Source organism: Brevibacillus humidisoli (genome assembly GCF_020923435.1).
In the GTDB taxonomy this organism is placed as follows: Bacteria; Bacillota; Bacilli; order Brevibacillales; family Brevibacillaceae; genus Brevibacillus_E; species Brevibacillus_E humidisoli.
Genome location: NZ_CP087263.1, coordinates 1,417,888 through 1,442,836, shown reverse-complemented (window position 1 = coordinate 1,442,836; position 24,949 = coordinate 1,417,888). Strand labels below are relative to the sequence as shown.

Genomic DNA, 24,949 nt, shown 5'->3' with positions numbered 1-24,949 from the left:
GTGCCGGAAAAGACGGCGGAAAGCTGTCCTTTCCGCCGTTCACCTACAGATCTCAGAAATCGAGCACCTGAACAAGAGCGTCAACGACGCGTTTTACATCCGGCAGCCAGATATCTTCCGCCTGGGCAAACGGATAGACGGTATCAGGTGACGTTACCCGCAGCACTGGCGCCTCCAGATGGAGAATCGCTCTCTCGTTGATCTGAGCGATGATTTCCGCCGCTGCCCCGGCTGATTTTTGTGCTTCCTGGACGACAATCGCTCGATTGGTCTTTTTCACAGACTGGATCACGGTATCCATGTCAAGCGGATTGATCGTGCGCATATCGATCACTTCTACTTTGGTTCCCCGCATCTTTTCGATCTCTTCCGCTGCCTTCAGGCTGGTATGAACCATCGCGCCATACGTGATGATTGTCACATCGCTGCCTTCCCGTACCACATTGGCTTTGCCCAGCGGAATGGTATATTCACCCTCCGGCACCTCTGCACGGAACGAACGGTACAGTTTCATGTGCTCCAGGAAAATAACCGGATCGTTGTCGCGGATCGCAGAGATCAAAAGTCCTTTCGCGTCATACGGAGTGGACGGGATGACCACTTTGACTCCGGGGGTTTGCAAGAACAGACCTTCCAGCGAGTCAGCGTGCAGTTCCGGCGTTTTTACCCCGCCGCCAAAAGGCGAACGGAATGTGATCGGGCTGTGGAAGCGGCCGCCGGAACGATAGCGCATCCGAGCCGCCTGAGAGGCGATCGCGTCAAACGTCTCAAACACAAAGCCGAAGAACTGGATTTCCGCAACCGGTCGAAAACCGTTTACACCAAGACCGACGGCCAGTCCGCCGATCCCTGATTCGGCAAGCGGCGTGTCAAATACGCGGTGTTCGCCGAATTCCTTCTGCAATCCATCTGTGGCCCGGAATACACCACCGTTTACGCCTACGTCTTCCCCAAACACGAGTACCTTTTCGTCGCGTGCCAATTCCACACGCATCGCATCGGTAATGGCTTGAACCATCGTCATTTGCGCCATGGTTTACTTCGACTCCTTCTCCACATACTCTGCCTTTTGCTCTTCCAGTCCGCTCGGCAGGGTCTCATACATTACGTCAATCAGATCGCTTACCTTCATCTTCGGATATTCGTCAGCCTTCTTGATCGCATCAGCCACTGCTTGCTTCGCTTCCTCGATCACTGCTTCTTCATCCTTCTCGCTCCACAAATCCTTGCTTTCCAGGAACTTGCGGAAGCGAATGAGCGGATCTCGCTGCTCCCATTCACCCTGCTCTTCGTTGGTCCGGTAGCGCGTCGGGTCGTCACCAGCCATCGTGTGCGGGCCGTAACGGTAGGTGAGTGCTTCGATCAAGGTCGGACCCTCTCCGTCAATGCCACGCTGCTTCGCTTCCTGGGTCGCCTTGTATACAGCCAGTACATCCATGCCGTCTACCTGTATTCCGGTGATGCCTGCGGCAACCGCTTTGACCGCAATGCTTTGGGCCGCCGTTTGTTTTTCGAACGGAACGGAAATCGCGTATTGGTTGTTTTGGGAAATAAAGACTGCCGGAAGTTTGTAAACGCCAGCAAAGTTCAATCCTTCGTAGAAATCGCCCTGGGACGTGGCGCCGTCGCCAAAGTAGGTTATCGCAATCCGTTTCTCATTGCGCAGTTTGAAGCCCATGGCCACGCCGGTTGCTTGTGTACACTGGGCCGCAATGATAATCTGCGGCATTAAAACGTTTACATCCTTGGGGATTTGACCGCCGTGAATGTGTCCCCGCGAATAAAGGAACGCTTGATAGAGAGGCAGACCGTGCCAGACGATCTGGGGAATGTCACGGTAACTGGGCAGAATGAAATCCTCTTTGTTCAGCACGGATTGCGAGCCGATCATCGAGGCTTCCTGACCTGCGACTGGAGCGTAGAAACCGAGTCGTCCCTGACGATTCAAGCTGATCGCACGCTGATCCCAGACACGGGTAAAAACCATCTTGTGCATCAGCTCACGCAGTTGTTCATCAGATAGCTCCGGCATCAAATCAGGGTTGACGACAGTACCGTCTGGTGCCAGAATTTGCAGCGGTGTATTGTTACCGGTTTGCTCTACAGCAGTAGAAACGCTCATCAACACTTCACCTCTTTGTTTAAAATAGGGTCATGCCAGGCAGAAAGGGAATGCTTTTACGCAAACGCTTTCTTCTGCTGGACAGACACCTGTTATAGCTCAGTTCAATAAACTGTTTTAGTTGTTATAACCTCGCTATTACAGGGTTTATTTGCATGCTGTTATCATTTATCATAAAATCTGTATTAGTATTTTTCAAGGATAACTTTTAGCAAAAACTGCTTCTCAACCTGCAAAGGGTCCCAAAAATCCCGGAAAAGAGGTGTTCGCCATGTCTGAATATCTGAAACGCACGATCGTCAAAGAAGAGGTGCCCAGCCGCTTGCTCAACGCATTTCGTCCGGTGAAGGTGTACCTTCCCCCCGGGTACAACGAATTGTTGTCCTACCCTGTGGTCTACTGCCAGGACGGAAATGATTTTTTCACGATGGGGCGGATCGCCACCCTGACCAACCAACTGATCCTAAACGAAGGGATGGAGCCGATCATCATCGTCGGCGTCTCTGTCGAACGAAGCAAGCGAACCAGCGAATATTCCGCGATCGGAGAACGGAATGAAGCCTACAAGTGCTTTTTTGTCGAGGAGCTGCTGCCCTATATTGAGCAGCGCTATCCGGTTCGACAAGACCCCGCAGCGAGATTGTTGGCCGGCGACTCCTTAGGGGGTACCGTATCGCTGCACTTGGCTCTCGACTATCCTACCGTGTTTAGCCGTGTCCTTTCCTTGTCTGGTGCGTTCTTCCAACCTACTCTGGAACGGATTCAGCAAGAAACAGACCTCTCTTGGCTGCAATTGTGGATGGTTGTGGGACTGGATGAAACAGCAGTAGAGACCCATATCGGTACCTTTGATTTCGTTGACTGGAACCGCCGCATCAAACAGGTGCTTGTCGAGAAGCGTGCCGATCTGGCATATGTAGAGGATGCAGGCGATCATCTGTGGGGCTTTTGGCAACGAATGCTGCCGGACGGACTCCGCCACTTTTTTGCTGTCAACGATTACGGTTCCTAATATAGTCCATTGATCTCACGGATTTGGTCATAGCTGTACCGACGACCGTCGACAAGTTGAATACCGTCGCTGGTCGCCTGTTCAATCTCACCTGCCACCTGTTCTTCATCGATTAAAACGATGTTGACCAGTTTGCTCTCGTCGCTGCGCAGCTGTTTTAGCAGCATCTCTCTTTGCTTGGCCGAGATCATCAGACCCCTCCTGTCACTTTGGAATGGACTGGCTATGGTCTAGTATTTCTTTTCCACTACAGATTTAGTCCCGCCCGTTTTACCCTTTCTCCTGCATGAGTCAAAGAAAAAGCACCTGCCGTTGCAGGTGCTCATCAGTCGCTCATACGAACGGGGGGTCCCAGGCTTTTTTCCGCCAGCCTAGTCTGTCACGAACCACATTGAGATTCCGGTCGAGGACAATGTCTGCGCCAAACGGCAGTTTGCGGTCGTAACAAAAACGTACGTCGCTCCAGTACACTTCGTAGCCGTCCTGAATCTCTTTGCAGGTGACGTGAATGCGCTGCGCGAACCCGAGGAATGCCCGGACACCGTCGGTACCCATGGTAGCTTTGATCACCTCTGTTCGCTCTTCTTTTGGATAAATTTCTTCTCTCTTGATTTGGCCGTACACGATTTTGCCGGTGATAAAACAGGTTTCCGTCTCCACGACAAAGCTCCAGTGGAACCAATGAAAACTGGGCAAGACATGACATGCCTTCAGTTGGGAGAAGGAACGTTTTAGCTGCTGCACCAGCCGACTGTGCTGCCAGGCGCGTACGGCTACATAGAGAGCTGTCGCTCCATACACGCCAACGAAGATGAGACTGGGCTCCCATGTCGTGCCCAACCAGAGCAGGAGTCCTGTGATATGAAGCAGAAATAAGAACGGTTCAAAGATGGCAAGAATATCGAGATGGACCCATTTTTTGGATAAGGGAAGAAGAGACTGTACGCCGTAGCTGTTTAGCATGTCGAGCAGTACGTGCAGCACGACAGCCGCCAATGTCCAGAGGAAGAGTACATGCCCGTACTGGTACAGCTCACTGCCGAAGATCAGCGGCAGCGTAATCAGCACAGGCCAAATCACCAGTGCGGGAAGGGAATGGGTCATGCCGCGGTGGTAGCGCAGATAAGCCGGATACCCTCTCAGGCGAACAACCGCATCGAAATCGGGAGCGTTCGATCCGATCAACGTGCCGATCAGCACCGCCTCGGCTACGGCCGGATGCTCCGCAACCAACGGATCTACATGAGCCAATCCCGCCAAGGTTAATCCAAACAACACGTGGCTTCCAGTATCCAATGATATCCCTCCTGCTGGCAGCAAGTTTAGCGTGCAAGCTCAAGTACGCTTCTGTTTTATCGTAAACCAGCAAGGTGAGGCTATCGTTAACGCACCGTAAAGCGCGTTTTAAGAAAGGCGACGGGTTGTAAACACAGAGGTGCCCAGGAGTTAGCAAATACAGGGCAAACATAAGCTTGTCGGAGGACAAAAAGAAGCATGCCGTTTTGTCGGCATGCTTCCGTCAACTACAATCCTGAAACCATGTCAAACGTTGCTCTACTGGTTGAGCAGGCGGATGAACTCCCGCATAAAGCCGGGAAGATCGGGCCAGGCATGGCCGGATACCAGCTTGCCGTGGACGTGCAAGGTGTCTTCCTTGTAGATTCCACCACAAGTCTCCACATCCGGTCTGCAGGCTTGATAAGCCGTCATTTCTTTGTCCTGCAGATGTTCCTTGATCACTGTGAGCGCCTGCACTCCGTGGCAAATCACTGCCACCGGCTTATCCGCTTCAAAGAAGTGAGCAAGGATAGGCTTCAGCAGCGGGTTGAGCCTGATGTACTCGGGAGCCCGGCCGCCCGGAATGATCAGACCGTCAAACTCTTCCGGTTTCACTTCTGCAAACGACACGTGGGAATCCAACCGATACGCAGGTTTTTCGGTGTAGGTTTCGCTGTGCGGTTCAAAGTCGTGACACACGGTATTCAGCGTTTTTTTGGTTGGGGATGCGATCACTGCCTCTAGCCCTTCTTCCAGACAGCGATAGTAGGGATAAAAGATCTCCAGCGCTTCAACTGCATCACCTGTTACGATGAGCACCTTCTTTGGCATAAGATCCTGTTCACCTTCCTTCTGAATTTTTTGGTGGTTGCTTGCACCTATTCTCTTCGATAGCCCCGCCCGCTTCCCCTGCTCCAGGAAGAAAAACCGGGCTTACGATCCTGCAGCAAATCAGCAAAGGTCGGATTACTCCATCATTATGATCAGAACCGGTTTGTATGCATGGGACTCGCCGCCGTATATTTCCAACACATCGGAGGCAAAGTCGCTGTTTGTAGTGGCTGTTAGGCGAAGTTGAGTTTTTCCGCTCCTATTGAGATAGGCGAAGGAGCTAGGCGGCAGATCCACTTCCGCGTAGTCGTTATTAGCCGTGGGAACCGACAGGGTAGCGATATGCGCTGCGGAAGACGCTGCGGCGTAATCGGCCTGCTCTAAACTGCCATTCGCGCCAAACGTCCCGCTTTTGATCGCGACGGCAACACCGCCGACAGTTCCGGTCAAGGATTTTCGGTAGACCCTGAGCTTCGCCCCTGTTATGTTGGCTGTATCGGGCAGGGAACTGGTGTCGAAAGATAAAATCGTACGATAGGTATCCGTGTTGTACATCCCCTTATCGCCGACTTTATGGACAGTCGCGCTTGCTCCATCGGCTGGATATTGGCCGACATAGCCGTCTTCCGCAGCAATGGATGCAAATGTAAAAGGAGTGCCGTCCCCTTGTATGGTATACGTCTCCGTTTTTACAGACTCACTGTTCCCGCTCTCATCTTGGCTAAAGAACTTCAGCGTGGACGTTGTCTGGATGAGGATCGGATCGGTATACCTGGCAGAGTTCGTGGTAGGCGTGCTTCCGTCAAGCGTGTAGTAGGTAGCCGCTGGTTCATTCGTCTGCAATGTGACAGACACAGGATGGGCGAATGTACCGCTGGACGGATTTGCCGTTGTGATCGGCGGCGTCGTATCGATTTCGTCCGCTCCGTCCATCGGGTGATCTAGGAAAAAGTCCCAACTGAGCTGCGTAGCATTCGGCCCTTGCGGATCTGTATAGGAACCTGTGCTGCTCCCTCCGGACCAGGCATGCCCCATTCCGTCCACCAGGTATTTTTCCATGACAATGAAGCCGTTTTGATCCTCGTAAACATACTTGGTATAAGATCGGCCTCCAGGCACGGCACTGTGTATCGTTTGGTCCGCTGTGTCATCGATCTGGTTGTTGTCGACGCCATCAGCCGCCAGGTCGTTTGTTTGGGCCCACTGCGAGATCACTTGATCGGCATTGACGGGATATACTGTGTAATCAGATGTTCCGTGAAACACGATAACCGGGACGACTCTGCCTCTATTGCCCATCGCGGTATACGCTTTGTTGCCTTGCTGAACGGGATCAGGCCCGCCACTACGCATCGCTGTATAGGCAGATGTTACGCTCGTTGCCGCTTTGTATTCCAGACCTGCCCCGACCGAAATGGCCGCAAACACGTCAGGATACGCCGCTCCCATGATCACACTCATCGCTGCTCCTGCCGATAGTCCGCCTATGTAGACCCGGTTGTCGTCGATAGTGTATTGCGACTTGGTCTGGTTCACCATCCCGGCAATCAGCGCTGGCTCCCCACTGCCTCTGGATTGATGCGCAGGCTCAAACCAATTCCAACACTTGTTGATATTGGCCGATAAAGGCTGTTCAGGGTAGAGAACGAGAAAATTATGCGATTCAGCCAACACATTCATTTGCGTCCCTGCGGCAAACTGATCAGGGTCTTGCGTACAGCCATGCAGCATCACAACCAAGGGAACAGGGGTGTCGGCAGAATAACCACCCGGTACATACAGCTTGTAGTTTCGTCCGTTATACGTCTTGGTGACAAAACTGCCTGCAGCAGAAGCATCGGGCATCATCATAGCGAGGAAAGCGAAGAGCGAGAAGAGCGCGATCCCCTTTTTCCAGATTTTCATCCATTACCATCTCCCTTCCTGCAAATGGATCAAGAACCTACATTCCGTGTCTCTTGCAATTTCTGGACCAAACCTTTTGCACCGTTTTATAGGCCTGCAAACGGTCCGTATGTCGCAGATCGGCAAACGCTTGCTGCAATCAGCTGCGACATGTTGATTCTCTGAGACAGGAAGAGCAGTTTTCTCTGGTAGGGAATCATCAGGATGGAGAGGTGAGATAAAAAAAACAGTCTGCTTTGGCGGATTGATGGTAGGAGCTGCGAATCGCACATGGATCGTCAACAATCTGAACGGCAAAACCAAACGATGCAAAAAACACCTCTGTACAGAGGTGTTTTGTCTGAATGATGGCGGATGGGGTGGGATTTGAACCCACGAGACGAGTTATCCCCGTCTACACGATTTCCAATCGTGCTCCTTCGGCCTCTCGGACACCCATCCATCTATCTAATAGATTGCCAAAACAACAGAAGATAGTGTACTACGAACCGGCCTAAAAAGTCAACGTTCTATTATTGGTATCCCTTAGCCAGAAGCACATGTTGTTTTGCGAGATGCAAGAAGTGATTTGCGTCCCAAAATCTTTCTCTGGTATGATGGGAGCAAAGCGTTTTCACATCGTTAGCAAATAGTTAGGAGAATGCCAGATGAAATGCAAGATTACCCGCAACGCCGCCAAGAAGTTGGCTGAAGTGCTGGCAAAAGAAGAAGACAAGGAAATGAAGCTGCGCGTCTACGTGACGCATCGACACGGCAACCACGCCCACTATGGTTTGACGCTGGACAAGCCAACAGATGGTGATGTGGTCATCTCGACAGACAAAGAGATTGACGTGGTTCTGGAAGAAGGGGAGCCGCTTCTCGATGGAGTGGTGATTGATTATCTTTATCTTCCCCAGGAAGGATACGTGATTACCAATCCCAGCAAAGGAAACACGGGCGATCACTAAGAAATGCAGCGTGCGACAGATCGTTTGTCTCACGCTGCATTTTTACTGTCCTAGGTCCTAGCATTCTCTCAACCTGTCATCTCTTTCTTCTCTGCCCTATCTGTTGCCAGCAAAGAGGAGAGCTTCCCCTGCATATGGTAGATCACCAAATGGTGAACCGGACGTGTCATCGCCACGTACAGCAGTTTTGCCGCTTCCCGGTCCAACGGATACTGGTCCTCATCGACATCGAGCAGCAAGACCACATCGAACTGCAGTCCTTTGGTTAGATACGCCGGGAGAATCGTCACACCGCCTGGGTATGCGGTATCTTTGGCCGTGAGCAGCACCACCTGAGGCAGCAGGGGACGAACCGCTTTCGCGGCACGGCGGCTTGCATCCACCGTTTGGCCCACGATGGCTATCGAGGAGTAGCCTGCTTCGAGATACTCTCGGACCCGATTGGCCAAGTCCTGATACATCTCGGATGGTTTGCCGACGGGTACGATCAATGGTTCTTTCCCGTGCCGCAGGACCGGCTGTACCGGAGTAATCCCCGGCAGTTCAACAGCGCTCAATACCCGACTGGCCAGACGCATGATCTCCACCGTTGAACGATAACTTTGTTGGAGCGTGTAGAAGGCCGCACGGTCATCGGTGAACACGCCTTCAAGCAGTTCCCGCCAGTCTTCCAATCCTCTATACGAATGAATGGCCTGAGCCAGGTCGCCGACGACCGTAACCGATTGTCGTTTGGTCATCTGAGCGATCAGCAGGATTTCAAGCGCACTCAAGTCCTGTGCCTCATCAATCACCGCATGATCAAACGTAAGCTGCTTTTTTGAGCCATGCAGCAAATGCTTGAGGTAAAGCAGCGGAGCCACATCTTCCGCCTCGAGCCGTTCCTGTTCAAACAACAGACGGCAAGATTGACTCACATCACCGATCACCTCATCTTGAATATAATCTGGCACCAGTTTTCGAAGCTTCCGCGGGTCCGTAAGCAGTTCGCGGTAGGCTGCGAACACCTCAAAAGACGGCCAATCCTTAAAATAGGCATCGATCATCTGTTCCAACTTTGCTTCAAACCGGAGCAACGCCTGCTTGTCCAGATCCATTTTCAGTTCACGGATATGGGCGTAAAACTGTTTGGTCAACTGCTGCTTCAAATGTTTCCGGAGCATCACAACCCGCTCGGCCAGCGGCAGTGAACCGTATTGCTCTGTGAACAATTCACGAATATCCGCGCCGGAGACGGAAAACACCCGTTCTGTTTTTTTATACAAAAATCGTACGGGGCGAAAAGGAATTACTTCGTCAATCAAGTACCCCACATAACAATCAAGCGTGTCACGCATCGCCAAGGAGCCTTTGAAACGGAGACGGTTGCGGGTGATGTCCCTCTCTCGTTCCTGCTCTGCGCTGTGCTCAAAAAATAGCCGCAGTGTCCGCCCAGGATCGATCATGCGCCACCCTTTCGGCACTTCTGTCTTGATCTCCCGACTGGCCCACTCCAGAAATGTGGACTGCTGGACATCCTCTACTCCCAGTTCCGGCAACACTTCGGAAATGTAATTGAGGAACAAGCGGTTGGGAGCGAACACCATAAACTTTTTGGAAGAGAGCGTGTCCTGATAGTTGTAAATCAGATAGGATAAGCGGTGCAGCGCGATTGTCGTCTTCCCGCTGCCGGCCACACCCTGAACGATAACCGGACGATCTTTTTCTGCACGGATGATCTCGTTTTGCTCTGACTGAATCGTTGCAACGATGTCCTTCAGACGGCTATCGTTGGTCTGATTCAGACTGGATGCGAGAAACTCATCAATAAACCCCTCTCCCAGGAAGTCGTCAGGGCTGCCGATCTCTTTTTGGATCGTCTCCTTCAGCGCACCATCGTATATGCCGGTAATCACACCCTGTTCGATCGCAAAATTACGCTTTAAGGTCACCTCTCCACGAACAAGCTCCTTCGGTGTACGGTAACAAGCATCTGTACTCTCACCGCTATAGAACAAGCTGGCAATCGGAGCCCGCCAATCGATCACAACGGCATCCAGGCTGGTGCTATCTACAATTCCCCGTTTACCGATGTAAACCGTGTCGTGCTCTCCTGTCTCCGCCCGACTGAAGTCGACCCGCCCAAAGTACGGCTTTTCCCGAGCGGTCTCCAAATAGACCAGTTCTTTTGCTTTCTTTTGGTTGATGATCTGCTTGACATCGTCGTCTGTGGCTTCCCGGACATCTTCCCGCAGGAGCTTGATCTCCTGATCAACCACCTGAACCGTCCGCTCCAATCGCTTCTGTTCCTCCGGGTACGCGGGATGACGAATGGTCATATGGCCCTGACTCCTTTCCCGAACGATCTTGCTGGCGTACTTCCTACTTTTATAACAATTGACGTCCCAGCCACCAACCACACGAGACTGCCAATAAACCAGAACCTACGCTAGTCAGTATGTAGAGGCCCGCTCGCCAGGGCATCCCCTGCAAAAAGTACGATACCGTCTCCAGTGAAAAGGTAGAAAAGGTCGTGAACCCGCCCATCACACCGGTCGCAAGCAGCAGATACAGTTCTGGCGAGAGCCATCCTTTTTCCTTTCCCCATACGTAAACCAACCCAATCAGAAACGAACCGATCAGATTGGCCAGCCATGTTCCCAGCGGCCAACCTGGCTGATTGGCCCACAGTCCGATCAGGTAGCGCAGCACAGAACCAATCGCTCCCCCTACTGCCACCGCCAACAGAGCCATTTTCTCCACCCCTCTCGTATCATCGGTGCACCCGGCCGGTTAGCTCCTGCCGCGCTTACTGTCTTTTCCAGTCTACCGCAGCCAGGTCTCCGTTGCCAAGCACAGCGAAAAAACCCGCAAATCACTGCGGGCTTGATGATTGCTATTCTCTTTCTGCTGCTTAGTGTTTGCGCCGCTGGTCGCCCTCTTCCACATCTTCGACAAACCGGATGGAGTCCAGACTGGCCTTTAACGATGTGCGAACAGAATCGATGTACTTCCGGCGCAATGTTTGCTGTTCCTGCTTCTCCTCATCCGTCAATCCCTGCTGCTTTGATTTTTTAGCCAGTTCGTTAATTCGCCGGATTTCTGCGTCTGTAACCATTGTCTCCCCTCCCATCCCCAAGCATTGTCCCGTCATTATATCACAGAAACAGAATCGCATCGACCTGTAGATGGGAGAAGGCTAGCAGGCTAGCAACACCGTTACCTATCAAGCGGAATGATCAGATTCTGACCGGGATAGATAACAAACCCAGGCAAATCGTTGCTCGTCTTGATTGCGTCAATCAACTCATACAGATCGATACCCGCCTCTTCCTGATATTTTACGGCCAACTCCCACACGCTGTCACCCGGCTGAACGGTTACCAGCTTGTGCGAAGAATAGCCTTGTTCTTCCTCAGCGGCTGCAAAGACGAACCCTGTGAGCAAAGAAAAGAAAAGAGAACATGCTAGCAAAATCAACAGAGCCTGACCGCGCGTAATGCCGATTCTCCCCTTATGTCGGCCGCTTCTATATCTGGAGTGAACGTGATTCATACGTATCATACACCTCAACTTCTCCTAAAATGGACGAACATTCGTTTTCCAAACGTTTGTTCCTGTTGGTGTTATTGTACATGCGAACATATGTTCATGTCAACAAAAAAATCGAACTTATGTTTGTCGAACGCAAGATCCCATGGTATAATGTAGAAAAATATTGGATCGAGAGTAGAGGTGTAAGCATGACCAAGCTTTCCAGCCGGCAACAGGCAATCATGGATTTTATTCGGAAAGAGGTAAAGGACAAGGGCTACCCTCCGTCTGTACGAGAGATCGGTGAAGCCGTCGGATTAGCATCCAGCTCCACGGTTCACGGCCATCTGGCCAGATTGGAGAAAAAGGGCTTGATTCGTCGAGATCCCACCAAGCCGCGGGCAATCGAACTACTTTCCGAGGATAACCGCTATCAGCCCGATTTTGAAATGTCGGTCGTTCGCATTCCGGTAGTAGGAAAAGTTACCGCAGGACAGCCGATTACGGCCGTCGAACATGTGGAAGATTATTTTCCACTTCCAGAGAATCTCGTCTCGACAGATAATGTCTTTATGTTGCGGGTATCAGGGGACAGTATGATCGAAGCCGGCATCCTGGACGGCGATTATGTGATCGTTCGCCAGCAAAATGTGGCTAACAACGGGGACATTGTCGTAGCGATGACAGAGGAAGATGAAGCGACCGTGAAGCGGTTTTTCAAAGAAAAAACGCACGTTCGCCTTCAGCCGGAGAATGCTGCTTTGGAACCGATTATCCTGCAATCTGTCACCATCTTGGGAAAAGTGATTGGCGTCTATCGTCTGGTTCACTAGAGAAGCCCATCGGACAAGCTTCCCTTCCGCATTGAAAAAGTTGGACGCGTGACATATGTTCTACCTTTAATTGTATGAATGAAAAAACAAGCTGACACATCTGCATCCTGCAGTGTCAGCTTGTTTCTTTTTCCAGATTCCCTCCAGCACGATGGTGGTTGCCCGCTCTCTCTTCCCTGCCAAGTTCATGCTTGATGTGCAGATACTGTTCGATCTCCCGCAGCAGATAAAACAGAGAAGCTCGAGTTTCAAACTCTTCTCTCGTCTTGGGAAGCGGGGATTGCTGCAGTTCCTTGCGCATCTCGTTCAGCTTGTCCAAAAAGAGATAAGCGGTGTTTCCAGGGTGGATCGACTGGCTCAAGTGATCCAGAAAGTCAGCAATCTGCCCTCCCTGAGGCACCTGCTGATCGAGTGAAGAGACGATGGGCAGCATCCGCTCCAGCAACTCAAACTGTTTTGCCCGCATCGTGAAATACTGGTAGTATTCATCCTCCGGCTTGATCAGACGATTCTCCACGTCCTGTACCGACAAACGGATCGCCTGTTCCAGCAGCTGTACCGTTTCCAGCATCTCTCGACCATCCCAGTCGCTGCTGCCGTTGCGCAGATAATAGCAGAATTCCCGCAGCACGGTGGCAAAATTGCGCTCCACCTGTTGCTGCAGTCGCTGCAATTCCTTTTCTGCACTAGGCATGTGCAGGTTCATCAGCAGCGCTACGCCGATCCCGATTGAAAGCAGTGCCAATTCGTTGGCGATAATCGCTAGGTCGACCCGTTCCAACGAATAGATGTGCAGCAGCACGACGGCACTGGTGACAAAACCTTCGTTCACTTTCAGACGAACGATCAGCGGGATGAAGACAAGCAGCAAAAGTCCGAACGTATAAGGGTGATAGCCCAGCCCCTCAAAAAAGAGAACCCCGATCACCAATCCCAACAAACAGGCAAACAGACGGTGAATCGCCGTGACGATCGACTTTTTCCTTGTCACCTGCACACACAATATGGTGATAATTCCTGCGGCTGCGTAAAACGTCAATCCTGCTTGCTGAGCAATAAAAATGGACAATGCCGTCCCGACTGCCGTCTTGATCGTTCTGTATCCTATCTTCAACGAGCTTCCTTCCTTTTTGCGATGATCAGTTTACACCATGACGGTGTCGAGACACGCCGCTTGGCTCCACCTATTGTCATTTTCTCCGACTATCCACCAGGTTTCAAGCCTGAACTGATCCAGTCACATCGTCCCTCTTCTGCGATGTGAAGAAGCGGGTGACAACGGGCACCCTGCTATCTCAACTTGTTCGTCTGTGGCGTCAGAGACAGAATTGATCTTGATCGTCGGTCATCATCGGCCAAAACACTACAATGCCAGGAAAAACCAAGCGATCATCGCAAGCTGAATCGCGATTTTGACTACGGTACTGCCGAGAAAAGCAATCAGTGTCCCCACCGCCACTTTCAGCGCGCTGTCCAGTTTCTTTTTCTCCAGTCCGATCTCGACTGCCAGAACGAGCAAAAACGGCAGAATCAGCATCCCGAACGGCGGAAAAACGAGCAGACCAAGCAGCAGACCCACAACGGCGGCGAATGAAGACCACTTCGAACCACCGTACTTCTTTACAAAATACAGGTTGGTCAGCAGATCTGCGCCAAACAGCATGATACTTAGCACGACCATCCCCCACCAAAAGGAAGCAGGCAGGCCCATGCCTGGGTCGGCGACGAAAAAGTGATAAAGCAAAAACCCGGCCCACAAAAACACGGTGTCCGGCAGAACTGGCAGAAAGATACCGGCAATGCTAAGAACGAAGAGAGCGACGATTACGATCCACAAAAAAATCTCCATCTGGCTTCCTCCTCGGAAAAACATTCGATCCGTTACGTGTAAGTGTGGTACTCTCTTATCTTACGTAAACCAAGTGGGGAAAGTTTCATCCTACGAAGATTCTTCCCCCTGTCGCACGGGATCATCTTGTCGTTTTTCTGCGGCGAACCATCGTGATAAAGCACAAGACGGCACCAAGATCTGCGACAGCAATCACGACCCCCATCGGGATGGCCGTATCGCTTCCCCCTAGGCCCACTAGTGGAGCCGCGAGTCCACCAGCAATGAACGACATCAGCCCCAGCAGCGCCGATGCACTGCCTGCCGACTGCCCCTGATTCTGCATCGCCAGCGAAAACGTAGTGGTGCTGACAATCCCTACACTGGATACGACCAAAAACAGCGGCGGCAGAATCGTATACAGCCCACCTCCCGACAAAATCATGATCAGCAGCCCGGTAGCACCCAGCGCCGCAATGACAAGACCGCTGATGAGCAGTTTGGTCTCATCCACTCGACCCGCCAACCTACCCGTCAACTGGCTGGCGATAATGATGCCAAGTCCATTGATCGCAAAGAACAAACTATACAGTTGGGGCGATGCTCCGAAGAGATTTTGAATGACGAATGGCGAACCGGATATATAGGCAAACATCGCCGCGATGACCAGTCCCTGTGAGCACGCATACCCCATGAACACCCGGTCTCGCAGCAGGCTGCGGAAGGTGTTCAGCGTGTTCTTGATTCCCCCTTTTGAGCGTCGTTCGACTGGCAGAGTCTCCGGCAGACCGAACAGTACAGCCAGCAGCATCACCATCCCCCAGACGCTGAGAATCACGAACACGCCCGGCCAAGACGTTATCTGCATCAATTGCCCGCCTGCAATAGGAGCAAGAATGGGTGCAGCTCCATTGACCAGCATCAGTAATGAAAAAAACTTCGTCAACTCGGATCCGGAATACAAATCTCGCACGATGGCCCTAGAAATCACAATTCCTGCCGCCCCGGCAAGCCCCTGAACAAACCGTAGCGCAATCAATCCCCAGATAGAAGGACTAAATGCGCAAAGCAGCGAGACGGCAGCGTAAACCGCTAGTCCAATCAGCAGCGGGGTACGTCGTCCCCGCACATCGCTGATCGGTCCGACAAGCAGTTGACCCAGCGAGAGGCCCAGTAGGAAAAACGTCAGGCTGAGCTGTGTCAGCGATGTGCTTGTATGCAAATCTTTCGCAATAGTTGGTAAAGACGGCAAATACATATCGATCGACAAAGGGCCAAATGCCGCTAATGACCCCAAGATCACCGCCATCCACAAGCGACGCGAACGCGTCGACGACTGGACAGCCGTATCGATCCCCGCGAGGTTGCTCATGTCTCTTCATACCCTTCCTTTACAAGATGGTTTCTCCTAGTCCTTGCAGTTCGTGCGCTTCTGTCTGTATTCACGTTAACGCTGCTGCTCTCGCTTGAATTCTTCCAGGTTTCGGTACATCTGCTGCAGCAACCGCCGCAACAGTCGCTTCTCCTCCTCATCTACATGTTGAAGACAAGCAGATTCAATCACGGACAAGGCTTGGGTGACTGCTTCTGCGGCACGGCGGCCTTTGTCAGTGAGAAAAACACGAGATACCCTTTGATCGACAGGGTCCGGTTTTCGTAAGACCAGCCCGTTTTTTTCCATTCGGTTCACCATCACCGTCAGTGTAGCTGGCTTGATGCTCAATCGACTGGCCAGCTCTTTCTGAACCTGACCGTCCTTCTCTACTAGCCGCATCAGCAGCGGTGGCTGGCCAGGATATACATCATACGCTTGAATCAGAAAATCCACATTCTCCCGATGGAGCTTTAACACGTGCCCCATCAAGTGCGTCAAGGCATCCGAATAGTGAAATTCCAACTGTCTGCCTCCCGTTAGTTAGTCGACTAATCAAAAGCAACATTACCCGATTCTTCTTTATCTGTCAATCCCTTGGATCGATAAAAGTCCCTGCTCCGCTGCGGAAACGGGAGCAGAATAATTGGAAGTAAAGAGGAAAAGATGGTTCATTGTTGCTTAAATGGATGACATTTGCGCTATTTCAAAAATTACCGAGCCAACTAGGTACAACTCCATTCCAACTCAAGAGCCCTTCCATAATGTAACTATATCACAGGAGGTGATTATTCTGAGATGTCCTAAACGAAGAAGAGGCAAGGATAAAATTTTCAGAATAAGTTGTGGCGCACCAAAAACGAAGTCGTTTGTTTTTAAAGTTCGGAAGGGTGGAAGACACCGATATGGAAAGCCAGGGCCACGGGGGCCTCGAGGGCCTCGAGGAATACGGGGACCTAGGGGACCTCGAGGGCCTTGGGGAGAACAAGGCCCCCCAGGACCTCAGGGAATGCAAGGACCTGCTGGACCTCCAGGGATGCAAGGGCCTCCAGGGCCTGCTGGACCTCCGGGAATGCCGGGACCTCCAGGGCCGCCTGGACCTCCAGGATATGAGGGTGAGCCAGGACCTGCTGGACCTCCGGGACCTCAAGGTGAGCCAGGACCCGCTGGACCTCCGGGACCTCAGGGTGAGCCAGGACCCGCTGGACCTCCGGGACCTCAGGGTGAGCCAGGACCTGCCGGACCTCCGGGACCTCAGGGTGAGCCAGGACCTGCCGGACCTCCGGGACCTCAGGGTGAGCCAGGACCTGCAGGACCCCCCGGACCTCAAGGTGAACCAGGGCCCGCTGGACCTCCGGGACCTCAGGGCGACCCAGGGCCCCTTTTGGGCTTCGGATCGCTTTATTCTGGTTCAGGTACTGCTCTAGCTGACGATCTTATTGATTTTGTTACGAGCGGTCCTGCACTGAACACGATTCCCGATGTCGCAACCAATACCATAACCGTGCTCGATACTGGAGTATACCAAATCTCTGCAAACCTAAACCATGTTTCCGTTGCTGCAGATTTTCAGATATTTGTTGGGGACACTGGAATCGGTCCGATTTTCTCAACAATTCCCCCACAGACCGTTTCCATTACGATTCAACAAACCCTTGCTGCTGGCGATATCATCAGTCTTCGCGTTGTACAAACGGAGTTGAATCAACCTACGGAATATCAATCTCCATCTCTAGCTGTTCTGCAAATACAGTAACCTTCCTGAGATGCTGCATACCAGATGAGGCAACGTGTAGGATTCGGTGGTAAACGTGAGTTGACAATGCCCATGTTCAGAGGATTTGCGACGTGCGTATGGGGCGGCCGGTCTTGTGATTCTTCAGTCTGTTTGAGCGCGCAAATACACCGTCGCCCTGACTCCACCCAGCTAACTGTTGCTGAAGTCAGACGGTGAACTCTCTCTTTTCAGGCTTTCCGCCTCTCTTTTCTTGGAAAATGGAGAGCGAAAAGCAAAACACCCCCGCGCCAGCAGGCGCAAGGGGTGCGGCAATTATGCGATTAATAGGTACTCATGTACTGTTCGCGCTCCCAATCGTGGACGCGTGTGCGGAACATGTCCCATTCGATTTCTTTTGCTTCTACGAAATGAACCAGCGCGTGTTCACCAAGAGCTTCACAAATCACCGGATCAGCTTTCAGGCTTTCAATTGCTTCCTTCAGCGTAGAAGGCAGGCTCTCGATACCGCTAGCTTCCCGCTCATCTTCGGTCATCACGTAGATGTTGCGGTCAATCGCCGCAGGCAGTGCCAGCTTGTTCTTGATTCCGTCCAGTCCCGCTTTCAGCATGACAGCAAGTGCCAGGTACGGGTTGGAAGCCGGGTCAGGGTTGCGCACCTCAATCCGCGTACTCAGACCGCGGGACGCCGGAATCCGCACCAGAGGCGAACGGTTTTTCGCCGACCAAGCGACATAGCATGGCGCTTCATAGCCAGGCACCAGGCGCTTATAGGAGTTAACCAGCGGATTGGTGATGGCAGCAAACCCGCGAGCGTGTGCCAGAATACCTGCCAGATAGTGCTTGGCTGTCTCACTCAGGCCGAGCGGATCGGATTCATCGTAAAAAGCATTTTCGTTGCCACGGAACAGCGATTGGTGGCAGTGCATGCCGGATCCGTTTACCCCGAACAACGGCTTCGGCATAAAGGTGGCGTGCAGCCCATGCTGACGAGCAATCGTTTTAACTACCAGTTTAAAGGTTGCAATCTCGTCGGCCGATTGCACGGCATTGGCGTATTTAAAGTCGATTTCGTGCTGACCGGGAGCCACTTCGTGGTGAGAAGCTTCCACTTCAAAGCCCATTTTTTCCAGCGTAAGCACGATGTCACGACGGCAGTTCTCACCCAGATCTAGCGGCGCAAAGTCGAAGTAACCGCCTTGGTCGTTCAGCGTAAGCGTCGGATCCCCTTTTTCGTCCAGTCTGAACAGGAAGAACTCAGGTTCCGGTCCAACGTTGAAAGCAGTGAAGCCCAACTCTTCCGCTTCTTTCAGGGTGCGCTTCAGGATGTAGCGTGGATCCCCTTCAAACGGAGTGCCGTCCGGCATGTAGATATCACAGATGAGGCGGGCTACTTTGCCTTCTTCGGTTCCCCACGGAAAGACTACCCAAGTGTCCAGATCCGGATACAGGTACATATCCGACTCCTCGATGCGAACAAACCCTTCGATAGAAGAACCGTCAAACATCATCTTGTTGTCCAGTGCTTTGGGCAGCTGAGAAAGCGGGATCTCCACGTTCTTGATTACGCCCATCAGGTCAGTGAACTGCAAGCGGATGTACTTGACGTTTTCTTCCTTGGCCAAGCGCAGAATGTCTTCTCTGGTGTACTTGCTCATCGTTTTCTCCTCCTACCGTTTGCTGATGAATTAGTGAAAAAAGCGGGACAATTCCCCACGGATCAGGGCTGTGTCACCCATCCGCGAAGAACCGGGATGGAGCAGTTGCTGCTTCAGCAGTTGATGCAGCTGCTTGTCGGTCAGTTCTTTTCTCGCCTGCTCCGACTTATTGGTGATTTCTGTCCTCTCGGCAGGCTCACCCTTCATGCTGATCACCTGCTTGATCCCCGCTATGTTCAACCCTTGCTCGATGAGTGCCTTGATTTCCAGCAGCCGGTCCACATCGTTAAAAGAAAATAGACGCTGCTTTCCTTCCGTTCGGGCCGGATGAATCAATTCATGCTGCTCGTAATAGCGAATCTGGCGTGCTGTCAGATCCGTCAGTTTCATCACAATGCCCATGGGAAAGAGGGCCATGTTTCGGCGAATATTATCGCTCATCCCTGTAATCCTCCCTCCTGTCACACTCAGCTCTCCTTGAAACTGTCTTCATTATAACCACAGGAAGAAAAGCTGTCAATACACGTAATAAAAACTTACACAGAAATCTTAACATATTCCCGTCACTCGATACCTAACCCTACCAGAGAGAACCGAAGCAGACTCCTTTCTCATCCGCTTTTCTCTGACTTTACCCTTTTTTGATCCATCTTACCCACAAAAAAAGCCTTAAACGACATTCCTCTGGCAGGCATGCCATTTAAGGCAATCAAGCAGCTGTAACCGCGACAATGATTTGATATCAGATCCAGAAACCACACTGGGGACAAACGTGTTTGAGCTAGCGTCTACGCTCGTAGAGATAAAACGTATGCGGATAACGGTTCTTCTCATCCACTATGCCTTCCCGCTTCTCCACAAGCTCAAACGCATTGCGGTCCCACTCCGGAAAAAACGTATCGCCCTCCGTATCCAGATCAATCTCAGTGATATACAGCCTGTCGACAACATCCAAAAACTGCGCGTACAACTCAGCACCGCCAAAGATAAAGACATGGCCCAAGGCGAGCACCTCTTCTTTGCTATGTACCACATCCACTCCCGGGGCAGAGAAGTCACGGCTGCGGGTAAGGACGACGTTGCGCCGATTGGGCAGGGGACGACCGATCGACTCAAATGTTCTGCGTCCCATCACGATCGTCTGTCCAGTGGTTAGCTCTTTTACATGTCGGAGATCGGCTGGCAGATGCCAAGGCATTTGCCCATCCTTGGCGATCACCTGTCCATTGGCGTAAGCCACAATCATGCTGATCATACGGAAACGCTCCCTTTGATGTGCGGATGGGCCTGGTAGTTGACAAACTGGATGTCGTCATACGTAAAGTCCGTAATCGAGCGAACCTCGGGATTGAGCTTTAACGTCGGCAGCGGCAGCGGTTCCCGGGCGAGCTGTTCTTTTACCTGCTCCAGATGGTTGAGATAGAGATGAGCATCCCCGATCGTATGGACAAACTCGCCCGGTTTGAGCTCGGTCACATGAGCAACCATGCAGGTCAGCAAAGCATAGCTGGCGATGTTAAAGGGAATGCCCAAAAACGTATCGCCGCTTCGCTGATAGAGCTGACACGACAACCGCCCTTCCGCGACGTAGAATTGAAACAGGCAGTGACAGGGAGGCAAAGCCATCTGATCCAGTTCAGTCGGATTCCACGCACTCACCACGAGACGGCGGGAGTCGGGATTTCGTTTGATTTCCTCCACCACCCACTGAATCTGGTCCACTGTCTGGCCATTAGGCCCGCTAAACGAACGCCACTGTTTGCCATAGACTGGTCCTAAATCACCGTTTTCGTCTGCCCACTCATTCCAGATGCGGACATTATGCTCCTGCAGGTAGCGGATATTGGTGCTGCCCATCAAAAACCAGAGCAGTTCATGGACAATTGACTTGGTGTGCAGTTTTTTGGTCGTCAACAGCGGAAACCCCTCACTTAAGTCAAACCGCATCTGATGGCCGAAGACACTGATCGTTCCCGTACCTGTCCGGTCCTCTTTTTTCGTTCCTTCCTCCAGAATTCTACGGCAAAGGTCCAGGTATTGCTTCATCCGAATCGCTCCTTCCCATATCTTCATCTCAATCTCGTTTTACTGCTGTAGGTTGAGCAGATTTTTTTTCAACATCTCGTCCAGCGCGGTCAGAATCCCCACTTTAACGTGCGAGTAAGTCAATCCTCCCTGCACAAACCCGAGATAGGGCGGTCGGATTGGTCCGTCAGCGGAAAACTCGATGCTGGACCCCTGGATAAAGGTTCCCGCCGCCATGATCACCGGATCGGCATAGCCCGGCATCTCGCTCGGATAGGGAGTGACGTGGGCATCGACCGGGGCTGCTTTCTGAATCCCTTGGCAAAAAGCGATCAGGCGATCGGCCGAACCGAACTCAACTGACTGAATCAAATCGGTTCGTGGTTCGTGCCAGAGCGGGTTGGTGCGAAAACCGAGCCGCTCCAGTAGAGCGGAAGAAAAGACAGCTCCCTTCAACGCTTCACCGACGACATGGGGAGCGAGAAAAAAGCCTTGGTACATCTCATGCAGCGAATAGAGCGAGGCTCCACCCTCGGCTCCGATCCCGGGAGCAGCCATGCGATACGATGCCAACCGCACAAGATCGGCTCGGCCCACCACGTAGCCGCCTGTCTTGACAATCCCCCCGCCGGGATTTTTGATCAGTGACCCGGCCATGATGTCAGCTCCCACCTGCAGCGGTTCTTGCTGCTCCGTAAACTCGCCGTAGCAGTTGTCGACAAACACGACCAGTTCAGGGTTGATCTCCTTGACGAACCGGATCATCTCAGCCAGCTTGGCGATGGAAAAGGACGGGCGGTCAGCGTATCCTCTGGAGCGCTGAATGCCGATCACCTTGGTCGCCGGAGTGATCGCCTCCGCAACACCCCGCAGGTCCACCTCACCGTCTTCCCTCAATGCTACCGCCTGGTAGGAAATCCCGTACTCTTTGAGCGAGCCTTGCCCTTCGCCGCGTACACCGATCACTTCCTCCAACGTATCATACGGTTTGCCGGTGATGTACAACAGCTCATCCCCCGGCCGCAAAATACCAAACAGGCAGATTGCGATCGCGTGCGTTCCCGACACGATCTGCGGGCGGACCAACGCTGCCTCACCGCCAAATACATCAGCGTAGATCGATTCCAGTGTGGCCCGACCGACATCGTCGTATCCATATCCAGTAGAAGGAGCGAAGTGAAACTCGTTCACTTCATGCTTCTGGAACGAGCGCAGCACTTTCAATTGATTGTAATCGACCACTGCCGCAATCTCGCGATGACGGTCGGCGATTTGTTCCTCTACTTCTTTTACTATTGGTTCCAATTGCTGTCCATACGTAAACAAGTCAAACATGAACCAGACTCACCTTTCTGCCAAAACCTCATCAGTACCTTCTATAAGGATGCTTCCTGCAACTGATGGTGAGGGAGGCTGCCCCTTCGGCAACAGTCGAACAGTCACTGTCCCACTGTTGCCGGGGACTGCATGCTTCACACTCTTCCATTGTCATGTATCATGTAAGCTGTTGTTGATCCGTTTCCAAAAACGGGCACAGCCGCCCGTACACTGGACTCTGCTGGTTCAAGCGAACCTGTACCTGGTAGACGTCGTCCTCTTCCACGAACTGCTGTCGAACCTCGATCCCTTCCCGGTACAACAGCGACAGCAGGTCCCCCCTCTCGGCAGGGATGTGCAGAATCAGTTCCCTGTACGAGCCGCAGACCATCTCTTCGATAGTACAAAGCAGTCGATGCAGATCTTCGTCACGCAGTGCAGAGATCAAAATGGCGTGTTCTGCCTGCGGCAGGTACGTTCCTTCCTGGATCAGATCTGCCTTGTTGTAGACGACCAATCGGGAGATCCCGTCAGCCTGCAAATCGCGCAGCACCTTTTCCACTACTTCCATATGGATCTCGCAGTCGGGGTGATGACCATCTACCACATGCAAGATCAGATCTGCCTCCCGTACCCCTTCCAGCGTGGAGCGAAAAGCGGCCACTAGTGCCGTCGGCAGATCCTGTATGAATCCTACCGTATCGGTCAGCAGTACATCCGTGCCGTTCGGCAGCTTCAGCTGCCGCGTCGTCGGATCCAAGGTGGCAAACAGCTTGTCTTCTTCCAGCGTTCCGGCGGCTGTCAAGCGATTTAACAGTGTGGACTTGCCGGCATTGGTGTAACCGACCAGTGCGATCTGGTAGACGCTGTTCTTCTTCCGCCGCTCTCGGTGCAGCTGTCTCGTCCTGACGACATCCTCAAGCTGCTGCTTCAATTCACGAATCCGACGCCTGATATGACGTCGATCGCTTTCCAGCTTGGTTTCCCCCGGACCTCGCGTGCCAATCCCACCGCCCAGCCGGGAGAGCTGTTTCCCCTGCCCGGCCAGACGGGGAAGCAGGTAATTGTACTGGGCCAGCTCCACCTGCAGCTTTCCTTCCCGGGAATGGGCGCGGCCAGCAAAAATGTCGAGAATCAACTGTGTCCGATCGATTACTTTGCAGTCAAAGACCGTATCCAGATTGCGGTTCTGGGTCGGTGACAGTTCATCGTTAAAAATGACCAGGTCCGCATCTACATCATGGGCGTAATGGGCAATCTCCGTGATTTTGCCGCTACCGAGGTACCAGGCTGGGTCAATTCTGTCGCGGTTTTGGGTGAAGACGCCTGCTACCTCTACGCCAGCCGTCTTGGCCAATTCAGCCAGTTCCTCCAGAGACAGCCGCATCTGCTGCTCGTCACGCCCATCCAGCAGGCAGCCAACGAGCAAGGCCCGCTCTTGTCTCTGATTCAAGGGTTCCATCATATAGGCAATACGTCCTTTCCGCTTCACAAAGATCGGGAACTCCTCCCGCTCTGATGTAATCATACCGTACTCCCTGTTTGTGGACAACAAGCAGGGGATGCGATTCCAGCTCTCAGCCAGTCCCTGCAACGCTGAAAACACTTGCTCGTTCAACTTTGGATAAAAGTAAAATCCTCCGCCCGCAAGAGCAGCAGTTCTTCGCGAGACGGTTCTGTCAAATTGAGCAAGCGGACAGCCTGAGCACGAATCGCCTGTTCAATCTGATTGCGTACATACCGGGCATTGCTGAAGTTCACCTGATACGGGTCGTTGCGAAGCTTGATCAACTGATGCCTCATCTTCTCCTTAGCCTGTGACGATAGCACATACTCTTTGTCGGCAGCAAGCAAGTCGGCGATTTGCAACAGCTCCTCCACGCTGTAATCCTGGAAGTGAATCTGGATCGGAAAGCGGGAAGGCATACCGGGATTAAGCGACAAGAAGTCGTTCATCTCTTCTGTGTAGCCTGCGAGGATGCAGACAAACTCATCCCTTTGATCCTCCATTGCTTTTGTCAGGCAGTCGATCGCTTCTTTGCCAAAATCTTTTTCCCCGCCTCTGGCCAGCGAGTACGCCTCGTCAATAAAAAGAATGCCACCCAGCGCTTTCTTGATCAAATCTCTCGTCTTTTGCGCTGTGTGACCGATAAACTCTCCCACCAGGTCGGCCCGCTCCACTTCAATCATATGCCCTTTCGGCAGAATTCCCATTTCCTTGAAAATCTTGCCGACGATACGGGCTACGGTCGTTTTTCCCGTACCCGGATTGCCGGTAAACACCATGTGATATACCTGTTTTTCCTGCTTCAGCTTCTGCTTTTCCCGTTCCAGGTTGACTCGCAGCAGGGCATAGATCTCGTACATGACTCGTTTTGCTTCGGAAAGACCGATCATCCGCTCTAACTCGTCAAATACCTGTACGAGCTCGGCCCCCGCTGTGGTCCGCACCTTTTCGGCCAGCGTCTGGGGCTGCTTGGGGGCTGCAGGATGGTTGATGATGACCTGTATGCGGTGGGAAGGCTCCGCCTCTTTGCTCCTCATCGATGAGTTCGCCGGTTGCGTCACGT

25 protein-coding genes and 1 tRNA gene are annotated in these 24,949 nt (G+C 52.4%); 4 read left to right on the top strand and 22 right to left on the bottom strand.

The genetic code is table 11. The features are described 5' to 3' along the window. Positions 1 to 52: 52 nt before the first annotated feature. Both LOK74_RS07175 and pdhA read right to left on the bottom strand, forming a co-directional pair. Entirely contained in the window at positions 53 to 1,033 is a 981-nt protein-coding gene (locus LOK74_RS07175; RefSeq protein WP_230045960.1) for an alpha-ketoacid dehydrogenase subunit beta, read from the bottom strand. Positions 1,034 to 1,036: 3 nt separating this feature from the next. Next, positions 1,037 to 2,122 carry a pyruvate dehydrogenase (acetyl-transferring) E1 component subunit alpha gene (gene pdhA / locus LOK74_RS07170; RefSeq protein ID WP_230045959.1) on the bottom strand — a complete coding sequence of 362 codons (1,086 nt, stop codon included), beginning with the start codon at positions 2,120 to 2,122 and terminating at the stop codon, positions 1,037 to 1,039. Between the two features lie 271 nt (positions 2,123 to 2,393). Here pdhA and LOK74_RS07165 point away from each other — a divergent pair, with 271 nt between their 5' ends. Continuing rightward, the gene (locus LOK74_RS07165; protein WP_230045958.1) at positions 2,394 to 3,134 is read left to right on the top strand and encodes an alpha/beta hydrolase; all 741 of its coding nucleotides are present in this window, start codon (positions 2,394 to 2,396) and stop codon (positions 3,132 to 3,134) included. On the opposite strand, the gene LOK74_RS07160 is transcribed toward LOK74_RS07165, so the two are convergent. The 5 genes from LOK74_RS07160 to LOK74_RS07140 all read right to left on the bottom strand — a co-directional run bounded on the left by LOK74_RS07160 (position 3,131) and on the right by LOK74_RS07140 (position 7,589). Further along, entirely contained in the window at positions 3,131 to 3,325 is a 195-nt protein-coding gene (locus LOK74_RS07160) for a hypothetical protein (protein ID WP_230045957.1), read from the bottom strand. The two genes, LOK74_RS07165 and LOK74_RS07160, sit on opposite strands and share 4 nt — an antisense overlap. A gap of 142 nt (positions 3,326 to 3,467) precedes the next feature. Then, positions 3,468 to 4,430 carry a metal-dependent hydrolase gene (locus LOK74_RS07155; RefSeq protein ID WP_230045956.1) on the bottom strand — a complete coding sequence of 321 codons (963 nt, stop codon included), beginning with the start codon at positions 4,428 to 4,430 and terminating at the stop codon, positions 3,468 to 3,470. 258 nt (positions 4,431 to 4,688) lie between these two features. Further along, complete coding sequence (locus LOK74_RS07150) at positions 4,689 to 5,243, bottom strand: DJ-1/PfpI family protein (RefSeq protein WP_230045955.1); 555 nt, start codon at positions 5,241 to 5,243, stop codon at positions 4,689 to 4,691. A gap of 135 nt (positions 5,244 to 5,378) precedes the next feature. Further along, on the bottom strand, positions 5,379 to 7,148 hold the full coding sequence (locus tag LOK74_RS07145; RefSeq protein ID WP_230045954.1) for an extracellular catalytic domain type 1 short-chain-length polyhydroxyalkanoate depolymerase: 1,770 nt from the start codon (positions 7,146 to 7,148) through the stop codon (positions 5,379 to 5,381). Between the two features lie 348 nt (positions 7,149 to 7,496). Then, a tRNA-Ser gene (locus LOK74_RS07140) sits at positions 7,497 to 7,589 on the bottom strand. 206 nt (positions 7,590 to 7,795) lie between these two features. On the opposite strand from LOK74_RS07140, the gene LOK74_RS07135 reads away from it, so the two are divergent. Continuing rightward, positions 7,796 to 8,098, top strand: coding sequence for an iron-sulfur cluster assembly accessory protein (locus tag LOK74_RS07135; protein WP_230045953.1), 303 nt, complete (start codon positions 7,796 to 7,798; stop codon positions 8,096 to 8,098). Between the two features lie 68 nt (positions 8,099 to 8,166). On the opposite strand, the gene LOK74_RS07130 is transcribed toward LOK74_RS07135, so the two are convergent. The 4 genes from LOK74_RS07130 to yneA all read right to left on the bottom strand — a co-directional run bounded on the left by LOK74_RS07130 (position 8,167) and on the right by yneA (position 11,641). Further along, positions 8,167 to 10,416, bottom strand: a complete 2,250-nt coding sequence (locus LOK74_RS07130; RefSeq protein ID WP_230045952.1) for a HelD family protein — start codon at positions 10,414 to 10,416, stop codon at positions 8,167 to 8,169. Positions 10,417 to 10,465: 49 nt separating this feature from the next. Further along, positions 10,466 to 10,831, bottom strand: coding sequence for a fluoride efflux transporter CrcB (crcB, locus tag LOK74_RS07125; RefSeq protein WP_230045951.1), 366 nt, complete (start codon positions 10,829 to 10,831; stop codon positions 10,466 to 10,468). Positions 10,832 to 10,991: 160 nt separating this feature from the next. Beyond that, positions 10,992 to 11,195, bottom strand: coding sequence for a DUF896 domain-containing protein (locus LOK74_RS07120; protein WP_230045950.1), 204 nt, complete (start codon positions 11,193 to 11,195; stop codon positions 10,992 to 10,994). A 101-nt stretch (positions 11,196 to 11,296) separates the two neighbouring features. Continuing rightward, entirely contained in the window at positions 11,297 to 11,641 is a 345-nt protein-coding gene (yneA, locus tag LOK74_RS07115) for a cell division suppressor protein YneA (RefSeq protein ID WP_230045949.1), read from the bottom strand. A 179-nt stretch (positions 11,642 to 11,820) separates the two neighbouring features. Between yneA and lexA the strand changes: the two genes are divergently transcribed. Then, positions 11,821 to 12,444, top strand: a complete 624-nt coding sequence (lexA, locus tag LOK74_RS07110) for a transcriptional repressor LexA (protein WP_230045948.1) — start codon at positions 11,821 to 11,823, stop codon at positions 12,442 to 12,444. 115 nt (positions 12,445 to 12,559) lie between these two features. Here lexA and LOK74_RS07105 read toward each other — a convergent pair whose 3' ends face one another. From LOK74_RS07105 to LOK74_RS07090, 4 genes are all read right to left on the bottom strand, one after another. Continuing rightward, positions 12,560 to 13,558 carry an aromatic acid exporter family protein gene (locus LOK74_RS07105; protein WP_230045947.1) on the bottom strand — a complete coding sequence of 333 codons (999 nt, stop codon included), beginning with the start codon at positions 13,556 to 13,558 and terminating at the stop codon, positions 12,560 to 12,562. A gap of 249 nt (positions 13,559 to 13,807) precedes the next feature. Then, entirely contained in the window at positions 13,808 to 14,293 is a 486-nt protein-coding gene (locus tag LOK74_RS07100; RefSeq protein WP_230045946.1) for a DUF456 domain-containing protein, read from the bottom strand. 121 nt (positions 14,294 to 14,414) lie between these two features. Further along, entirely contained in the window at positions 14,415 to 15,644 is a 1,230-nt protein-coding gene (locus LOK74_RS07095; RefSeq protein WP_230045945.1) for a multidrug effflux MFS transporter, read from the bottom strand. Positions 15,645 to 15,719: 75 nt separating this feature from the next. Beyond that, positions 15,720 to 16,169: a MarR family winged helix-turn-helix transcriptional regulator gene (locus LOK74_RS07090; protein WP_230045944.1), complete on the bottom strand. Its 450-nt coding sequence runs from the start codon at positions 16,167 to 16,169 to the stop codon at positions 15,720 to 15,722. A 380-nt stretch (positions 16,170 to 16,549) separates the two neighbouring features. Here LOK74_RS07090 and LOK74_RS07085 point away from each other — a divergent pair, with 380 nt between their 5' ends. Next, on the top strand, positions 16,550 to 17,071 hold the full coding sequence (locus tag LOK74_RS07085) for a hypothetical protein (protein WP_230045943.1): 522 nt from the start codon (positions 16,550 to 16,552) through the stop codon (positions 17,069 to 17,071). Between the two features lie 631 nt (positions 17,072 to 17,702). On the opposite strand, the gene glnA is transcribed toward LOK74_RS07085, so the two are convergent. The 7 genes from glnA to LOK74_RS07050 form a co-directional block, all read right to left on the bottom strand. Continuing rightward, positions 17,703 to 19,037: a type I glutamate--ammonia ligase gene (glnA, locus tag LOK74_RS07080; protein WP_230045942.1), complete on the bottom strand. Its 1,335-nt coding sequence runs from the start codon at positions 19,035 to 19,037 to the stop codon at positions 17,703 to 17,705. A 30-nt stretch (positions 19,038 to 19,067) separates the two neighbouring features. Then, positions 19,068 to 19,478 carry a MerR family transcriptional regulator gene (locus tag LOK74_RS07075; protein ID WP_230045941.1) on the bottom strand — a complete coding sequence of 137 codons (411 nt, stop codon included), beginning with the start codon at positions 19,476 to 19,478 and terminating at the stop codon, positions 19,068 to 19,070. A 340-nt stretch (positions 19,479 to 19,818) separates the two neighbouring features. After that, positions 19,819 to 20,292: a dihydrofolate reductase gene (locus LOK74_RS07070; protein WP_230045940.1), complete on the bottom strand. Its 474-nt coding sequence runs from the start codon at positions 20,290 to 20,292 to the stop codon at positions 19,819 to 19,821. Then, positions 20,289 to 21,083, bottom strand: a complete 795-nt coding sequence (locus LOK74_RS07065; protein ID WP_230045939.1) for a thymidylate synthase — start codon at positions 21,081 to 21,083, stop codon at positions 20,289 to 20,291. The genes LOK74_RS07070 and LOK74_RS07065 overlap by 4 nt, the downstream gene beginning before the upstream one ends. A 39-nt stretch (positions 21,084 to 21,122) precedes the next feature. After that, positions 21,123 to 22,397 carry a methionine gamma-lyase family protein gene (locus tag LOK74_RS07060; protein ID WP_230045938.1) on the bottom strand — a complete coding sequence of 425 codons (1,275 nt, stop codon included), beginning with the start codon at positions 22,395 to 22,397 and terminating at the stop codon, positions 21,123 to 21,125. Between the two features lie 160 nt (positions 22,398 to 22,557). Next, positions 22,558 to 23,841: a GTPase HflX gene (hflX, locus tag LOK74_RS07055; RefSeq protein WP_230046935.1), complete on the bottom strand. Its 1,284-nt coding sequence runs from the start codon at positions 23,839 to 23,841 to the stop codon at positions 22,558 to 22,560. Between the two features lie 152 nt (positions 23,842 to 23,993). Then, complete coding sequence (locus tag LOK74_RS07050; protein WP_230046934.1) at positions 23,994 to 24,923, bottom strand: AAA family ATPase; 930 nt, start codon at positions 24,921 to 24,923, stop codon at positions 23,994 to 23,996. Positions 24,924 to 24,949: the final 26 nt, after the last annotated feature.

Bases quoted from the DNA above. Each gene is read 5' to 3' on its own strand.
- LOK74_RS07175 (WP_230045960.1), bottom strand. From the start codon at position 1,033: ATGGCGCAAATGACGATGGTTCAAGCCATTACCGATGCGATGCGTGTG.
- pdhA (WP_230045959.1), bottom strand. From the start codon at position 2,122: ATGAGCGTTTCTACTGCTGTAGAGCAAACCGGTAACAATACACCGCTG.
- LOK74_RS07165 (WP_230045958.1), top strand. From the start codon at position 2,394: ATGTCTGAATATCTGAAACGCACGATCGTCAAAGAAGAGGTGCCCAGC.
- LOK74_RS07160 (WP_230045957.1), bottom strand. From the start codon at position 3,325: ATGATCTCGGCCAAGCAAAGAGAGATGCTGCTAAAACAGCTGCGCAGC.
- LOK74_RS07150 (WP_230045955.1), bottom strand. From the start codon at position 5,243: ATGCCAAAGAAGGTGCTCATCGTAACAGGTGATGCAGTTGAAGCGCTG.
- LOK74_RS07145 (WP_230045954.1), bottom strand. From the start codon at position 7,148: ATGAAAATCTGGAAAAAGGGGATCGCGCTCTTCTCGCTCTTCGCTTTC.
- LOK74_RS07135 (WP_230045953.1), top strand. From the start codon at position 7,796: ATGAAATGCAAGATTACCCGCAACGCCGCCAAGAAGTTGGCTGAAGTG.
- LOK74_RS07130 (WP_230045952.1), bottom strand. From the start codon at position 10,416: ATGACCATTCGTCATCCCGCGTACCCGGAGGAACAGAAGCGATTGGAG.
- crcB (WP_230045951.1), bottom strand. From the start codon at position 10,831: ATGGCTCTGTTGGCGGTGGCAGTAGGGGGAGCGATTGGTTCTGTGCTG.
- LOK74_RS07120 (WP_230045950.1), bottom strand. From the start codon at position 11,195: ATGGTTACAGACGCAGAAATCCGGCGAATTAACGAACTGGCTAAAAAA.
- yneA (WP_230045949.1), bottom strand. From the start codon at position 11,641: ATGATACGTATGAATCACGTTCACTCCAGATATAGAAGCGGCCGACAT.
- lexA (WP_230045948.1), top strand. From the start codon at position 11,821: ATGACCAAGCTTTCCAGCCGGCAACAGGCAATCATGGATTTTATTCGG.
- LOK74_RS07100 (WP_230045946.1), bottom strand. From the start codon at position 14,293: ATGGAGATTTTTTTGTGGATCGTAATCGTCGCTCTCTTCGTTCTTAGC.
- LOK74_RS07095 (WP_230045945.1), bottom strand. From the start codon at position 15,644: ATGAGCAACCTCGCGGGGATCGATACGGCTGTCCAGTCGTCGACGCGT.
- LOK74_RS07085 (WP_230045943.1), top strand. From the start codon at position 16,550: ATGGAAAGCCAGGGCCACGGGGGCCTCGAGGGCCTCGAGGAATACGGG.
- glnA (WP_230045942.1), bottom strand. From the start codon at position 19,037: ATGAGCAAGTACACCAGAGAAGACATTCTGCGCTTGGCCAAGGAAGAA.
- LOK74_RS07075 (WP_230045941.1), bottom strand. From the start codon at position 19,478: ATGAGCGATAATATTCGCCGAAACATGGCCCTCTTTCCCATGGGCATT.
- LOK74_RS07070 (WP_230045940.1), bottom strand. From the start codon at position 20,292: ATGATCAGCATGATTGTGGCTTACGCCAATGGACAGGTGATCGCCAAG.
- LOK74_RS07065 (WP_230045939.1), bottom strand. From the start codon at position 21,083: ATGAAGCAATACCTGGACCTTTGCCGTAGAATTCTGGAGGAAGGAACG.
- LOK74_RS07060 (WP_230045938.1), bottom strand. From the start codon at position 22,397: ATGTTTGACTTGTTTACGTATGGACAGCAATTGGAACCAATAGTAAAA.
- hflX (WP_230046935.1), bottom strand. From the start codon at position 23,841: ATGGAACCCTTGAATCAGAGACAAGAGCGGGCCTTGCTCGTTGGCTGC.
- LOK74_RS07050 (WP_230046934.1), bottom strand. From the start codon at position 24,923: ATGAGGAGCAAAGAGGCGGAGCCTTCCCACCGCATACAGGTCATCATC.